Source organism: Rhodococcus sp. 27YEA6, assembly GCF_044908235.1.
In the GTDB taxonomy this organism is placed as follows: Bacteria; Actinomycetota; Actinomycetes; order Mycobacteriales; family Mycobacteriaceae; genus Rhodococcus_F; species Rhodococcus_F qingshengii.
Map to the genome: position 1 here is coordinate 258115 of NZ_JBIYCY010000008.1, position 14150 is coordinate 272264.

The window sequence follows — 14150 nt, forward strand, 5'->3', positions numbered from 1 at the left end:
CATGACGGTCAAGACGATCGACGTCGACGGATTCCGTTGGCAGATCGACGATTCCGGTTCCGGGACAGCTGTGGTCATGTGCCACGGCTTTCCCGGCCTCGGATACAGCTATCGCCATCAGTCGGCAGCGTTGGCGGAAGCGGGTTTTCGGTCGATTGCACTCGACATGCCCGGTTACGGCGGCACTACCCGCCCCGACGCGATCGAGGACTACACCAACGACGCCGTCGCGAACCGGCTGATCGACCTACTCGACGCTCTCGGAATCGACAAAGCGGTGTTCGTCGGACACGATTTCGGCGCTCCGGTCGCGTGGACGACAACGCTTCGTCACCCCGATCGCGTTGCGGGACTGGTCTCCTTGGCGGTTCCCTATGCGCCGGACAGATTCCCGGCCAAGCCCTCGACGATCTACGCCGCCTTGGCGCGAAAGCACTTTCTGCACATTCACTATTTTCAGGAACCGGGTGTCGCGGAGCGCGAACTCGACGCCCGTCCACGTGAATTCCTTCAGCGGCTCTTCCACGCCTTGTCCGGGGCCTACCGGTACCTCGATGTGTGGAAGAACCCCTCCGAAGGAAACGGCTATCTCGACGTACTTCCCGAGGCGCCGGCGTTGCCGTGGTCGTGGTTCACCGAGGATGATTTGGATGCCTATGTAAAGGCCTTTACTGCAACAGGTTTCACCGGTGGCTTGAACTGGTACCGAGCGTATGACGCCAATTGGGAACGCAGCGCGGATCTGGACGGAGCGCACATCGAGGTCCCGACGCTCTTCGTTGCGGGCGCGGAAGACCCGGTCATCGCGATGAGCGGTCCCAAGGCATTGGACCGAATGAAGGACACCGTCCCCGACCTGCGGGGTGTACATCTCCTCGGCGGTGCGGGGCACTTCGTACAACAAGAACACGCTGCCGAGGTCAATGAACTTTTGATCTCTTTCCTTCGGTCGCTCTAGGCGAAATCGGGCCGAAGGTCTAGCGTTGCGCAGATGCGCACCAGGATCTTCGATCGCGGTATTCGGGTAGGTATCACCGGTGCTCTTGTTGCCGGTTCGCTTCTGGCTCTGGGCGTGTCCGGTGCCGCCGCCGCTCCGCCTTGCCCTGGATCGTCACCCGCCATACTCAGCGCCCAGATTCCGGGTGCGGCCCTCGAGGGTGTCACGGTGGACGGGCAAGGGCGCCTGTATACGACCGACCTGGTGAGTGGGCGGATCTTCCGCGTCGACGGGCCTGGTCAGGCCGCAGTTCCGATCGCGACGGTTCCCGGCGGTGCGGGCGCACTCGCGTGGAGCCCGGACGGTTCACTGCTGGTGGGTACCGGAGCAAACGCAAGTGTTCTGATCGGCGATCTGAGGCGGGCTGCGTCGGTCGCGCGGGTCGACGTGAACTCGGGCGCCGTGACGCCGATAGCCGGTGGTCTGAGCGCTGCAAACGGCCTTGCCGTCGCGCACGACGGGACGATCTACGCCACCAACGATTTCGGTTCGCTGATCGGAAAGGTCAGCCCGAATGGTTCCGTCGACCCGGCGTGGGCAACCTTCCCGAGTGCAAACGGCGCTGCCCTGAGCGCCGATAATCGCTGGCTCTACGTTTCGCGCACGTTCGCAAACCCGGGTGTCAGCCGCATCTCCGTGGACAATCCGGGATATTCGGAGTCGTTGGTCGATCTCGGTGGTTTCGAAACCTTCTCTGCCCCAGATGGTTTGACCTTGGACTCGCGAGATCGCGCAATTGTTCCCACGGACATCAGTGGTGAGGTGTGGCGGATCGACGGACCCGGCCAGTACTGCTCGCTCACCAGCGGACTGCAAGCGTCGAGTGTGTTGACCTACGGGCGTGGCAATTCCGGTTTCGCGGCCGGGCATCTCTACCGCGCCGGGTTCGACGGAAAGATCTTCGAGATTCCGGCCGGCTTCGACGCGGGCGCCCAGGCCGCAACCCCCTGACGCGACACCCTGACGCGACTTACCCACTACTGATGCCGGGACTGCCGGAATCGTCCATACTGGTCTGCATGGCGGAAACGAGTGAGATCGACGAGGCCGAAGTGGCCCTTCCCGCGATACCGCAGCCGTTGCTGACCCCGCTCACGGAAGCTGCGATCTTCCTGGTTTTCACCATCGGCGAGGGTGGTGAGCAGGCAGTTCACGACGTTCTGGCGGATATTTCCGGGCTGCAACGCTCGATCGGATTCCGGGTTCCCGCCGGTGGCTTGGCTGCCGTCGTAGGCATCGGTTCGGATGCGTGGGACCGACTTTTCGACGGTCCACGGCCGGCGGAATTGCATCCGTTCGTCGAGTTGACCGGTGACAAACACCACGCCCCGCGCACGCCGGGCGATCTGTTGTTTCACATCCGGGCCCGTCAGATGGACCTGTGCTTCGAGTTCGCCACGGTCGTGACCAACAGGTTGGCCGGGGCCGCGTCGGTGATCGACGAGGTCCACGGGTTCAAGTATTTCGAGCAACGCGACCTCATGGGTTTTGTCGACGGTACCGAGAACCCGTCCGGGCAGGCCGCTTACGTCGCGGTCACCGTCGGTGACGAGGATCCGGATTTCGCAGGCAGCAGTTACGTCATCGTCCAGAAGTACCTCCACGACATGTCGGAGTGGAACTCCCTGCCCGTCGAGGAGCAGGAGAACGTCATCGGACGCTCCAAGCTCGAAGATCTCGAGATGGACGACGACACCAAGCCGGCCAACTCCCACACCGCACTCACCGTCATCGAGGACGAATCCGGTGAGCAGATCCAGATTCTGCGGGACAACATGCCGTTCGGCCACGTCGGTTCCGCTGAGATGGGTACCTATTTCATCGGTTACTCGGCGTCGCCTACGGTCACCGAGCAGATGCTCACCAACATGTTCATCGGGAATCCCGTCGGCAATTACGACCGCATTCTCGATTTCTCCACCGCCGTCACCGGAATCAATTTCTTCGTTCCGACGGCGGACTTTCTCGACGATCCCCCGGACTTGCCGACCAGGCTCGTTCCCGAAGCGACGTTCACAGCGCCCATCTCTGACGGTTCTCTCGGAATCGGCAGCCTCAAAAGGAGTGCCCAGCAATGACAAACCTGCACCGCGACCTAGCACCCATTTCGGCAGCAGCCTGGGCCGAGATCGAAGAAGAGGCGAGCCGTACCTTCAAGCGTCACGTCGCCGGTCGTCGTGTCGTGGATGTGGAGGGACCGTCGGGTGACGATCTCGCGGCCATCCCACTCGGGCATCAGGTGCCGATCAATCCCTTGGCCGACGGCGTCATCGCACATGCTCGTCAGTCCCAGCCGATCATCGAACTGCGGGTCCCTTTCACCGTCAGCCGTCAGGCCATCGACGACGTCGAACGCGGCGCCAAGGACTCCGACTGGCAGCCCGTCAAGGACGCGGCCAAGCAGATCGCGTTCGCCGAGGACCGCGCCATCTTCGAGGGATACCCCGCAGCCAGCATCACCGGCGTGCGGGCCAGCGGTTCCAACCCGGAACTGAAGCTACCCATCGACGCCAAGGACTACCCGGAAGCCATCAGCCAGGCGATCACGTCGCTGCGCTTGGCCGGTGTCAACGGACCGTACTCACTGCTCCTGAATGCAGATGCGTTCACCGCGATCAACGAGACCTCCGATCACGGCTACCCCATCCGCGAGCACCTGCGACGCGTCCTCGACGGCGAGATCATCTGGGCCCCGGCCATCGACGGCGCTTTCCTGCTGTCGACGCGTGGCGGTGACTACGAATTGCACCTCGGCCAGGACCTGTCCATCGGCTATCTCTCGCACGATGCGAACTCCGTCGAGCTGTACTTCCAGGAATCGATGACGTTCCTCATGTACACCAGCGAAGCTGTTGTCTCACTTGCGTGAGACCTTTCGAAACCTCTGATACCAGGGTGGGCGAGGCAGTTCGCCGATGTCCTGGAGATGGGCGACAAAGGCCTGGGCATCCGCATGCGAAGACGACTTCGGTCGTCCGTCCGCCCACGCTGTGAACAACTGAAGATAACGATCGCCGAGAGTGTGGCGCACGACCGGAAGGTGGTGCGCCACTTCTCCTGCGCGCTTTCGGAGCAGCGCCGCCGAGACAACGGCGGCTTCGTCTTTGTCGAAGCCTTCGGGCAGTTCGCCACCCGCCACCAGTGCGCGAATCAGCGCCTCTTGACGCTCACCGAGCGTGCTCATGTGCGTGACCAATCGGTGCCCGCGGTGATGCGATCCAGACCAGCTGCGTCGGCGATGGCATCGAGCTCGTCGAGCAATTCCAGTGCCGGCGGATAGTTTCCGTCGCGCTCGAGCATGATGGCAGGATGGTGACCGGCGGCGGTGAACTGCGCAAGGAGTTCCAGCACGGCTTCGGGTACCGGATCGGTGTGCGTGTCGTGGTATTTGCCGTCGCTGATGCTGCCACCGGCGATGTGGCAGTATGCGATTCGCTCGAGTGGTAGCCGGCTCAGCTCGGCCCAGGGATCACGCCCGCGATTGAGGGCATTGGCATAGACGTTCGCGATGTCGAGAACCAGCAGAGCCCCGGTGCGGTCGACGATCTCCGAGAGAAACTCCCCTTCGGTCAACTCGTCGTCCGGCCAGTCGAAAAGGGCGGCAACGTTTTCGACGGCAAACGGCACCGGTAGACCGTCCTGAGTGCGGGTGATGTTGCGTACCAAGACATCGATCGCTTCGTGGGTGCGTGGCAGTGGGAGCAGGTGCCCGGCCTCGATGCCGCCCGCCCGCACGAATGCGATGTGCTCGCTCGCCAAGGGAGCGCCCAGTAGCTGAGCTGCATGCGCAAGGTGATCGATCCGTGCCTGATCTACCGCCTCGGCCCCGCCAAGTGAGAGCGAGATTCCGTGCGGAATCACCGGAACTCCCAGCGAGCCGAGGTGCGGCGGTATCTCGTTTCCGATGGATTCGGCAATGACTTCGCAGAATGCCAGGCCGTCGAGCTGCGCGATGATTCCGGAGACCTCGGGGCGCCAACCGATTCCCAGGCCGTACAGGGTCATTCGAGTCACCTCCCGTGTGCAACTGCTAACGGCGACTATAGACGGATCAGCCGGGCAACCAGTTGGGTCCCGGACCGTTGCCTTCTTCGAAGATCAGCCACGTTTTGGTCGAGAGAACCCCGTCGAGTCCCTGGAGTTCTTCGAGAACGGTGTGGCGTAGTTCCTGGTTGTCCGGGGCTCGAACCAGCACCAGAACGTCGAAGTCGCCGCCGAGGAGGGAGAAGTGCTCGACAAACGGCAGGGCCTTCAAGGACGCCGCCAGACCTCGCCACGAGTGCTGCCTGATCGAGAGTGCCACGTATGCCGAGGAGCCGAGTCCGGCCTTCTCGTGGGCGATCCGCGTCGTGAATCCGGTGATGATTCCGGCGTCCTCGAGCCTTTCGATGCGGACGTAGGCGTGAGCGCGGGATATGTGCGCCTTCTCGGCCAGTGCACGCATGGAGATGCGACTGTCTGCGACCAGCTCGGCGATGATGCGACGGTCGATCGCATCGAGAGCGTGCGGTTCGGTGGCCATCTGTCCATTCCTGGTTCGGTAGTCGAGTCGGTTGATGGACATATTGCTGCCCGAATCCTCATGATAGGCCGTTTGTCTTGAATCCTCGACGCCTGCTGCCATTACGTCGCCGAAGTGCGAATACTGATGGACACAACGTCTTCTGGAGGTAGAAGTGACACTTGTCGAGCCCTTGGGGGAACTGCGGTATCAGAAGTTCCTGCCGGCCGATTCTGCGGTGCAGTACCTCGACCCTGCCGGAGAACTGACGCGCAGCGAGGCCCGCTACGCAAAACCGAGCGACGATCGCCTGATCGCGATGTATCGAAAGATGTTCCTGGGCAGGCGTTTCGACCAGCAGGCTACGGCGCTGACCAAACAGGGGCGCCTGGCCGTGTATCCGTCCTCGCGAGGGCAGGAGGCATGTCAGATCGCGGCAGCGATGAGTCTGGAGCCGAGTGACTGGCTCTTCCCCACCTACCGGGATTCGATGGCGTTGGCCGCCCGGGGTGTCGATCCGGTGCAGATTCTGAGCATGCTCGCCGGCGACTGGCACTGCGGATACGACCCGGTCGCACTGCGCAGTGCGCCGCAGTGCACCCCGCTGGCAACGCAATTGCTGCATGCAGCGGGGGTGGCCTACGGGGAGTCTCGACGGGGCTTGAACACCGTCGCCTTGGCGCTCTGTGGTGACGGCGCCACCAGTGAGGGCGATTTCCACGAGGCGCTGAACTTCGCCGCCGTCTTCAAGGCGCCGGTGATCTTTCTGGTGCAGAACAACGGATTTGCGATCAGCGTGCCACTGTCGCGCCAAAGCGCAGCACCGACGTTGGCGCACAAGGGCGTCGGCTACGGGATCGGCAGCGAGCAGGTCGACGGCAACGATCCCGTTGCGATGCTGGCCGTCATGGACGAGGCGGCACGCTTCGTCCGCAGCGGAAACGGACCGGTGATCGTCGAGGCACACACTTATCGCATCGACGCACATACCAATGCCGACGACGCCACCCGCTACCGCGACAGCGCCGAGGTGGAAGCCTGGCTCGGGCGAGATCCGTTGCCGCGTCTCGAAAAGTATCTGCGCGCACACGATCTGATCGACGACGCGTTCGTGGAATCGCTGACTGCAGAGGCAGAAACCGCGGCCGCCACACTGCGCGCCGGCATGAACGTCGACCGCCCGCACGATCCGCTCGATCTGTTCCGGTACGTCTTCGCCGAGCAGACACCGCAATTGCGTGAGCAACAAGCCCAACTCGAAACCGAACTTGCTGCCGAAGCCGCTGACACAGGGGGACACTGACCATGCCCATGCTCACGATGGCTCAGGCCCTCAACACCGCGCTACGCGACTCTCTGGCCGCGGACGACAACGTTGTCGTCTTCGGTGAGGACGTCGGCACCCTGGGCGGCGTTTTCCGCGTCACCGACGGCCTCACCCGCGACTTCGGCGACGACCGATGCTTCGACACTCCCCTCGCCGAGTCCGGCATCATCGGATTCGCAATCGGCATGGCCATGACCGGTTTTCGTCCGGTCGTGGAAATGCAGTTCGACGCGTTTGCCTATCCGGCATTCGAGCAGATCGCCTCCCATGTCGCGAAGATCCGCAACCGCACCAAGGGCGCGCTGTCGATTCCGATAGTCATTCGTGTTCCTTTTGCCGGCGGTATCGGCGGGGTGGAGCATCACTGTGATTCCAGTGAGGGCTACTACGCGCACACACCCGGACTGAAGGTTGTGGCGCCGTCCACGGTGGAAGACGCGTACTCGCTGCTACGTTCGGCGATCGAGGACCCCGACCCGGTGATCTTCCTCGAGCCCAAGAAGCTGTACTTCGCGCGAGCAGATGTCGACCTGACCGCACGTGAGCCGATCGGTCGCGCCGTCGTCCGGCGCCGCGGTCGTGACGCGACGCTCATTGCCTACGGTCCGTCCGTGGATGTTGCACTGAGGTCCGCCGAGGCCGCTGCAGCCGAGGGCCGGGATATCGAGGTGATCGACATCCGCTCGATAGTGCCGTTCGACGACGAGACGGTCACCGCATCGGTGCGAAAGACCGGACGCTGCATCGTCATCCAGGAAGCGCAAGGTTTTGCCGGTGTGGGTGCAGAAATTGCTGCCCGCGTGCAGGAACGGTGTTTCCACCATCTCCATGCCCCGGTGCTCCGGGTCAGCGGCTTCGACATCCCCTACCCCGCTCCCAAGCTCGAGCGTCACCACCTGCCCAGCGTCGACCGTGTCCTGGACGCCCTCGACCGTCTGCAGTGGAACGACACTCCGGACACCCGTTGGGCGGTGACGGCATGAGCAATCAGGTTTTCATGCTCCCCGACCTCGGCGAAGGACTGGCGGAGGCCGACATCGCGGAGTGGCACGTCAAGGTAGGCGACGTGGTTACCATCGATCAGATCGTCGTCGAGGTGGAAACTGCGAAAGCTGCTGTGGATGTGCCAATCCCGTTCGCCGGGACCGTGATCGAACTACACGGCAAAGACGGAGACACCCTGAAGGTGGGCACACCGCTGATCACTGTGAGTGGTGGCGAGAGTGTCGACGCGGTCGTTTCGGCCAACCACGAGCGCTACCGCGAAGAGGAACGCGCCGGTTCGGGCAACGTCCTGATCGGCTACGGCACCAGCGAGGATGCACCGAGACGCCGACGCAGAGCGGCTCCGTCGGTACGCGTGATCTCGCCGATCGTTCGTAAATTGGCCTCTGACAACAGTATCGACCTAGCCACGATTTCCGGATCGGGCGCTGGCGGAGTCATCACGCGCGCCGACGTCGAGGCCGGGGCAAACTTCGGACCGGAAACGGAAACGTCACACGCGACCGACCAAAGAATTCCGATCAAGGGGCTACGCAAGGTAGTGGCCGACAAGCTGTCCACCAGCCGCCGCGAGATCCCGGACGCAACAACCTGGGTTGACGTCGACGCCACCGAACTGTTGGCGGCGCGAGCCGAGATCAACAAGTCACTGCCCGATTCCGACAAGATCAGCCTGATGGCGCTCCTGGCTCGGCTGACCATCGCGGCGTTGGCGCAGTACCCCGAACTGAACTCGTCGGTCGATACTGCTCGAGGCGAGATCGTTCGACACGCCCGCACCCACCTGGGGATCGCCGCGCAGACACCGAAGGGACTGATGGTACCGGTCATTCGAAATGCGGACGCCCTGAGCACCGTCGAACTCGCACAAGCACTTCGGGTGACCACCGACCTTGCGCGCGACGGCAAACTCGAACCCGCCCGCCTGACCGGCGGCACGTTCACGCTCAACAACTACGGGGTATTCGGGGTCGACGGATCGACTCCGATCATCAATCACCCCGAGGCGGCAATTCTGGGGATCGGACGCATCATCGACAAGCCGTGGGTCGTGAACGGCGAGTTGACCGTTCGTAAGGTCACTCAGATCTCGTTGAGCTTCGACCACCGCGTCTGTGACGGAGGCGAAGCCGGCGGATTCCTCAGGCTGTTCGGTGACTACATCGAGAACCCGATCCGCGTCCTGGGAAGGCTCTGATGACCAAGGCTCCGATGACAACTGCAGAACCCCACAGCGACGTCGTGATCCTCGGTGGAGGATCGGGCGGCTATGCCTGCGCCATCCGCGCCGCTCAACTCGGATTGTCGGTCACGCTGATCGAAGCGGACAAGGTCGGCGGAACGTGCCTGCACCGCGGATGCATCCCGACCAAGGCACTGCTGCATTCCGCCGAGGTGGCCGATTCGGCACGCACCAGTGAGCAATTCGGTGTCCGGGCATCTTTTGCCGGCATCGACGTCGCGCAGGTGCACGACTACAAGAACGGGACAGTCGAGCGGCTGTACAGCGGTCTGCAAGGCTTGTTGGCGCAACACAAGATCACCATCGTCAACGGATACGGGACGTATGTCGGTGGGCGAAGCATCGACGTCGACGGAACCCGCTACACCGGAACATCACTCGTTCTGGCCACCGGCTCGTATCCGCGGGAACTCCCCGGCATCGAACTCGGCCGACGGATCGTCACCAGCGACCAGGCACTCGAACTCGACCGGGTGCCCACCAGCGCAACGGTACTCGGTGGCGGTGTCATCGGCGTCGAGTTCGCAAGCCTCTGGCGCTCGTTCGGCGCCGAAGTAACGATCGTCGAGGCACTCCCCCGACTGATCGCCGCCGAGGATCCGTGGTCGTCGAAGCAGCTGCAGCGGGCATACCGGAAACGTGGAATCGTCTGTAAGACAGACACAAAGGTCGATTTCGCGAAAGAAGCAGCCGATTCCGTCCGCATCGAACTAAGCGACGGAACGAAACTCGACACCGACCTACTGTTGGTCGCCGTCGGCCGCGGACCTCGCACGGACGGTGACGGTTTCGAAGAAAACGGAATCAGCCTCGACAAGGGATTTGTCGTCACCGACGAACGCCTCCGTACGTCCGTGGACGGTGTGTACGCGGTCGGCGACATCGTGCCCGGTCTTGCGTTGGCGCACCGAGGTTTCCAACAAGGAATCTTTGTGGCCGAACAGATTGCCGGCAAGGATCCGATACCGGTCGCCGAACATCTGATTTCTCGCGTGACGTACTCACATCCCGAAGTTGCATCGGTCGGACTCGACGAAGAGGCGGCGCGCACGCAGCACACCGACGTCTCCACCGTCATCTACGACCTGGCAGGTAACGGCAAGAGTCAGATCCTGCGAACTACCGGTGGAATCAAAGTGATTCGAAGCGGAACGAAAGGCCCTGTTGTCGGAGTTCACCTGGTGGGAGACCGCGTCGGCGAACTGATCGGTGAGGCGCAGTTGGCCGTTGCCTGGGAAGCACTTCCCGATGAAGTGGGGCGTTTCATCCACGCGCACCCCAGTCAGAACGAAGCGTTGGGCGAGGCCATGCTCGCACTCGCGGGAACACCACTGCACGCCCACAACTGACCCGGAGACAGAAAAGGAGATTCAATGAGTATCGACGACCAACTGCGCTGGGACGGTGAACTGACCGTCACACGCCATGATCGGGAGACCGGTACGACTTTCGTGATTCGAATCGACTCCACCCGTCTGGGACCGGCGTCGGGTGGCACGCGGGCCGCTCACTATCCCTCGATCGGCCACGCTCTGGCGGACGCCGGGAAGCTCGCCGGTGCAATGACTTTGAAGATGGCTGTCTCCGACCTGCCGATGGGTGGCGGGAAGTCGGTGATCGCACTGCCAGCACCGCGCAATCAGATCGACGCCGCAACCTGGTCTCGTATCCTCGGCATCCACGCCGAGAACATCGACAAGCTCGAAGGAAACTACTGGACCGGTCCCGACGTCAACACCAACTCTTCCGACATGGATCAGCTCAGTCGCACCACCAGATACGTCTTCGGGCGTTCGGTTGACAAGGGTGGCGCCGGTTCCAGCGCGCACGCCACCGCTCTGGGTGTGTTCGAAGCGATGAAGGCCACGGCGCGTCGCCGAGGACTCGGAACACTCGACGGCCGAACGGTACTGGTACAGGGTCTCGGCGCCGTCGGCGGCGACGTCGTCCGTCTCGCAGCGCAGGCTGGCGCACGTCTGCTGGTTGCCGATACGGACCCGCAGCGCCTCGAGGCGGCTTCTCTCGCGGGGCACACGGTCGTTCCTGCCGGCGAGGTCCTCCGAACACCGTGTGACCTCTTTGCCCCTTGCGCGATGGGAGGCATCATTGATTCCGCTGCGGCTGCGTCGATTCCGACTCTGGCCGTGGCGGGCGCAGCAAACAACATCTTGACCGATGCCGCTGCCGGTGAGGTTCTGCGAGACCGCGGGGTTCTCTGTGCCCCTGATTTCGTCGCGAACGCAGGCGGAGCCTTTCACCTCGTGGGGCGAGAAGTCCTGGGGTGGAACGAAGACGACGTCGTCGAACGAACCCGCGGGATCGGTCGAACCTTGGACGAGGTGTACTCGTTGAGCGAGGAACGTGGCATCACTACCGAGGCCGCAGCGCTTATGCTCGCCCGGGCGCGGCTATCCCCCGCATCCACCGCCGCCGCCACATCCGCCACCCCCGCTGCAGCTGCCGCCTCCCCCGCCTGAACCGCCACCGTCCGAACCCCCGCTACTTCCGCTGCCGTCGGCACCGATTCCGGCGGCGGAGGCCAAGGCGGGATTGATCATCAGCATCGCCGAACCGGCGAAGAGAGCAGCGGACATTCCCGCCAAACGCGGTCCGTAGGCGGAGAAGGCAGGCTTGTTGCGCGGGGACAGGTAGGCGTGTGCCGTGGTCAGTTCCGAACGTGCCGCCTTGCCAGAGGTGGTTCGATCGAAGTTGAGCCCGAGCAGCGGGATACTGAACCCGGTGACGAGTACGGCGAGAATCAGAAACTCGACGGGCTTGTCGTTGTGCAGTCCGAAAGCAATGCGGACGATACCCACGGCCACCAGGATCTTCAGCGGAACTGTGGAGAGAAAGATTGAACGCCTGGCGCTGTCGGAGGTCAGGTATCCCCGGTCCGCCAAAGAGTTTCGTAGGCGAGCTGTTTCCACCGTCATACGCTCGGCGAGTTGGCGCCGACGATGGGGTAGAGCCTGCTGGGCCAGGCGCTGGTACACGGTGAGGGTGTACCAGTCCAGGGTCTCGTCGCCAGGGCCCAACGGGCGCAGGACAGCGCCGTCGGTGGTGATCAGGTCAGCGCTACGCAGGATTGCCAATGATGCTGCGATGGCGCGTGACTCGCCGGTGAGCATTCCGACTTCCGGAGGCGTCAGTTGCTCGGCGGAATACCCGTGCTCGGTTGAGTACCCGTGCCGGCGTGCCCGGATCATCAGACGCCACCCCAGAGTGAGAACCATGAGCGTGGCCGAAACGGCTATGTAGCCGTAGAGGAAATCCTCGCTGGGGATCCCCCAGGTGTCGGCTGCATGCGTGCTCATCCCCCACACCCCCCGCCGCCGCAACTGCTCCCACTGCCGCCACCGCCGTCCGAGCCAGATGATCCGGATGAGGAGCCACAACTGTAGTAGCTCGAACTTCCGCCACCCGGGCTGTACGCGGCGCCCGCAGCTACCGCTCCCGCCAGCGCCGGATCGATCAGAACCAGAGCGCCCGCACCGAAGAGCGCCGCCGACAGCCCGGCGAGCGAGGGACCGTAGCTCGTGTACGCGGGCCGCAGTTTCGGTGAGAGGTACGAGTTTTCGTGCTTGAGGCGTCGAAGCTCGCTGTCTCCCAAAGCTGTCCGACGACGCTTGATGCGAAGAAGTGGAATCATCAGAGCGAGAACGATGATGGTGAGGAGCAGGAACCCGACCGGCTTACCGCCGGCGATTCCGGCGACGAGACGGACTACCCCGAGAGCAATGACCGCCACGATCGGAACGGTCCGAAGGGCAGCGGTCAGACCGTCCTGCTGGCGTTGCAAATATCCCTCGTCGATCAACGTCGTACGTAGTTGTGCGAGTGCGACGTTCAGCCGCCCCATCAGACGCACCTGCCGCAGCGGGACTTTTCCGTTGCCGAGCCGCTTGTGCACCGTACGGGTGAACCAGTCGAGACGATTCTTGTCCTCCGCAGTGAGTGCCAGCTTGGTTTTGCCTTCGGTGCTGATCAGCTCGGCGCTGCGCAGAATAGCCATCGACGCCAGCACCGCTTGGTAGTCACTGGTCAAGGCACCGATCTCGGGAGGAGTGAGCGGCCGACGGACCGAGTCGACGACCACCGGTGACCGGCGCGCAGTCATTCGGCTGTACAGCGAGAGTCCGATCGCGACGGCAGCCGCCACCAGGTACCACTGAAGGAAAGTCTGGCTGGGGATCCCCCATGTATCCGTATGATCATGCATCGCACACCACCTCTCGATGAACTCCTGAGACAAGTCCAGTCTCTTTGTCCGACAACTGATGTCAGTATCGGGCCAGTGCCCGGAAAAGCGATATCCGGATGGCCATCGTCACCATTCCGTTACCGCCGAACTGGGGATTTACCGGCCGGTAGGTCGAAGCACGATCTCCGTGGGGTGTGCGTCGGACGGTGTTTCGACGGCAGTGAGTACGGCACGCGCCACAGTGGAGGCTTTCAGGAAGCGCTCAGGGTCGTACTCGTCGCCCTCACCCGCGACGATGTCGCGCTGCATGTCGGTGTCGATCCGTCCGGGGTGAATGGAGGTGACCCGAAGTGCCGGCTCTTCCAGGCGCAACGCATCTCCGAAAGCGCGCAGGGCGAACTTGCTGGCCGCATACGAGCCCCAACCGGCGTTGGCGCGCAGTCCGGCACCCGAATTGATCAGCACGACGTGACCTCCGGCCGCACGAAGCGCGGGCAGGAGAACCCGCGTGAGTTCGGCGACGGCGATGACGTTTGCCTCGAGGGTGCGTCGCCACTGATCGACCGAGGATTCCTCGATGGTTCCGATGTCGGCCACGCCGGCGTTGTGTACCAGCACGTCGAGCGTCGTGATGGACGAGGCGGCGGCGGCGACGGCGTCGTAGTCCGTGAGGTCGAGGGGTAGAGGCGTCGATCCGGGCAGTTCGGCGCAGATCGGCTCGAGGGCCTGCGCGGATCGTGCACCGAGCAGCAGGTCGTGTGTCGGCGCCAGTTCGCGTGCGATGGCAGCTCCGAGGCCGCGACTGGAACCGGTGATCAAGGCAGTAGGACGCATGGCCCGAGCCTATCGAGTGGAGATTGTTCGGCGAGACGAACT

The 14150-nt window shown here is 63.2% G+C and carries 15 protein-coding genes; 9 read left to right on the forward strand and 6 right to left on the reverse strand.

Annotation, left to right across the window (positions count from 1 at the left end):
- Window position 1: 1 nt before the first annotated feature.
- From ABH939_RS21530 to ABH939_RS21545, 4 genes are all read left to right on the forward strand, one after another.
- On the forward strand, window positions 2-958 hold the full coding sequence (locus tag ABH939_RS21530) for an alpha/beta fold hydrolase (protein ID WP_372025709.1): 957 nt from the start codon (window positions 2-4) through the stop codon (window positions 956-958).
- Between the two features lie 33 nt (window positions 959-991).
- Window positions 992-1948, forward strand: a complete 957-nt coding sequence (locus tag ABH939_RS21535; protein ID WP_372025708.1) for an SMP-30/gluconolactonase/LRE family protein — start codon at window positions 992-994, stop codon at window positions 1946-1948.
- Between the two features lie 68 nt (window positions 1949-2016).
- Window positions 2017-3075, forward strand: a complete 1059-nt coding sequence (locus ABH939_RS21540) for a Dyp-type peroxidase (protein ID WP_372025707.1) — start codon at window positions 2017-2019, stop codon at window positions 3073-3075.
- The gene (locus ABH939_RS21545) at window positions 3072-3866 is read left to right on the forward strand and encodes a family 1 encapsulin nanocompartment shell protein (RefSeq protein ID WP_003942478.1); all 795 of its coding nucleotides are present in this window, start codon (window positions 3072-3074) and stop codon (window positions 3864-3866) included. The genes ABH939_RS21540 and ABH939_RS21545 overlap by 4 nt, the downstream gene beginning before the upstream one ends.
- Here the strand turns inward: ABH939_RS21545 and ABH939_RS21550 are convergent.
- From ABH939_RS21550 to ABH939_RS21560, 3 genes are read right to left on the reverse strand one after another with little or no spacing between them, the layout of a single operon-like run.
- Window positions 3855-4181, reverse strand: a complete 327-nt coding sequence (locus tag ABH939_RS21550) for a hypothetical protein (RefSeq protein ID WP_007729071.1) — start codon at window positions 4179-4181, stop codon at window positions 3855-3857. The genes ABH939_RS21545 and ABH939_RS21550 overlap by 12 nt on opposite strands.
- The gene (locus ABH939_RS21555) at window positions 4178-5002 is read right to left on the reverse strand and encodes a DUF692 domain-containing protein (protein ID WP_083058115.1); all 825 of its coding nucleotides are present in this window, start codon (window positions 5000-5002) and stop codon (window positions 4178-4180) included. Before ABH939_RS21555 ends, ABH939_RS21550 begins: the two co-directional genes overlap by 4 nt.
- Before the next feature lie 46 nt (window positions 5003-5048).
- The gene (locus ABH939_RS21560) at window positions 5049-5519 is read right to left on the reverse strand and encodes an Lrp/AsnC family transcriptional regulator (RefSeq protein WP_020971454.1); all 471 of its coding nucleotides are present in this window, start codon (window positions 5517-5519) and stop codon (window positions 5049-5051) included.
- Window positions 5520-5673: 154 nt separating this feature from the next.
- Between ABH939_RS21560 and pdhA the strand changes: the two genes are divergently transcribed.
- From pdhA to ABH939_RS21585, 5 genes are read left to right on the forward strand one after another with little or no spacing between them, the layout of a single operon-like run.
- Window positions 5674-6801, forward strand: coding sequence for a pyruvate dehydrogenase (acetyl-transferring) E1 component subunit alpha (gene pdhA / locus ABH939_RS21565; RefSeq protein WP_003942481.1), 1128 nt, complete (start codon window positions 5674-5676; stop codon window positions 6799-6801).
- Window positions 6802-6803: 2 nt separating this feature from the next.
- Window positions 6804-7808: an alpha-ketoacid dehydrogenase subunit beta gene (locus ABH939_RS21570; protein ID WP_058037574.1), complete on the forward strand. Its 1005-nt coding sequence runs from the start codon at window positions 6804-6806 to the stop codon at window positions 7806-7808.
- A complete protein-coding gene (locus tag ABH939_RS21575; protein ID WP_276117235.1) occupies window positions 7805-9028 on the forward strand; it encodes a dihydrolipoamide acetyltransferase family protein in 1224 nt (407 codons plus the stop codon). The genes ABH939_RS21570 and ABH939_RS21575 overlap by 4 nt, the downstream gene beginning before the upstream one ends.
- Entirely contained in the window at window positions 9028-10422 is a 1395-nt protein-coding gene (lpdA, locus tag ABH939_RS21580; RefSeq protein WP_404650105.1) for a dihydrolipoyl dehydrogenase, read from the forward strand. The genes ABH939_RS21575 and lpdA overlap by 1 nt, the downstream gene beginning before the upstream one ends.
- A 24-nt stretch (window positions 10423-10446) precedes the next feature.
- On the forward strand, window positions 10447-11550 hold the full coding sequence (locus ABH939_RS21585; protein WP_404650106.1) for a Glu/Leu/Phe/Val dehydrogenase dimerization domain-containing protein: 1104 nt from the start codon (window positions 10447-10449) through the stop codon (window positions 11548-11550).
- Here ABH939_RS21585 and ABH939_RS21590 read toward each other — a convergent pair.
- From ABH939_RS21590 to ABH939_RS21600, 3 genes are all read right to left on the reverse strand, one after another.
- Entirely contained in the window at window positions 11482-12387 is a 906-nt protein-coding gene (locus ABH939_RS21590) for a TIGR04222 domain-containing membrane protein (protein ID WP_404650107.1), read from the reverse strand. The two genes, ABH939_RS21585 and ABH939_RS21590, sit on opposite strands and share 69 nt — an antisense overlap.
- Complete coding sequence (locus ABH939_RS21595; protein ID WP_030537459.1) at window positions 12384-13292, reverse strand: TIGR04222 domain-containing membrane protein; 909 nt, start codon at window positions 13290-13292, stop codon at window positions 12384-12386. Before ABH939_RS21595 ends, ABH939_RS21590 begins: the two co-directional genes overlap by 4 nt.
- 138 nt (window positions 13293-13430) lie before the next feature.
- Window positions 13431-14108 carry an SDR family oxidoreductase gene (locus ABH939_RS21600; protein ID WP_007729052.1) on the reverse strand — a complete coding sequence of 226 codons (678 nt, stop codon included), beginning with the start codon at window positions 14106-14108 and terminating at the stop codon, window positions 13431-13433.
- Window positions 14109-14150 lie beyond the last annotated feature (42 nt).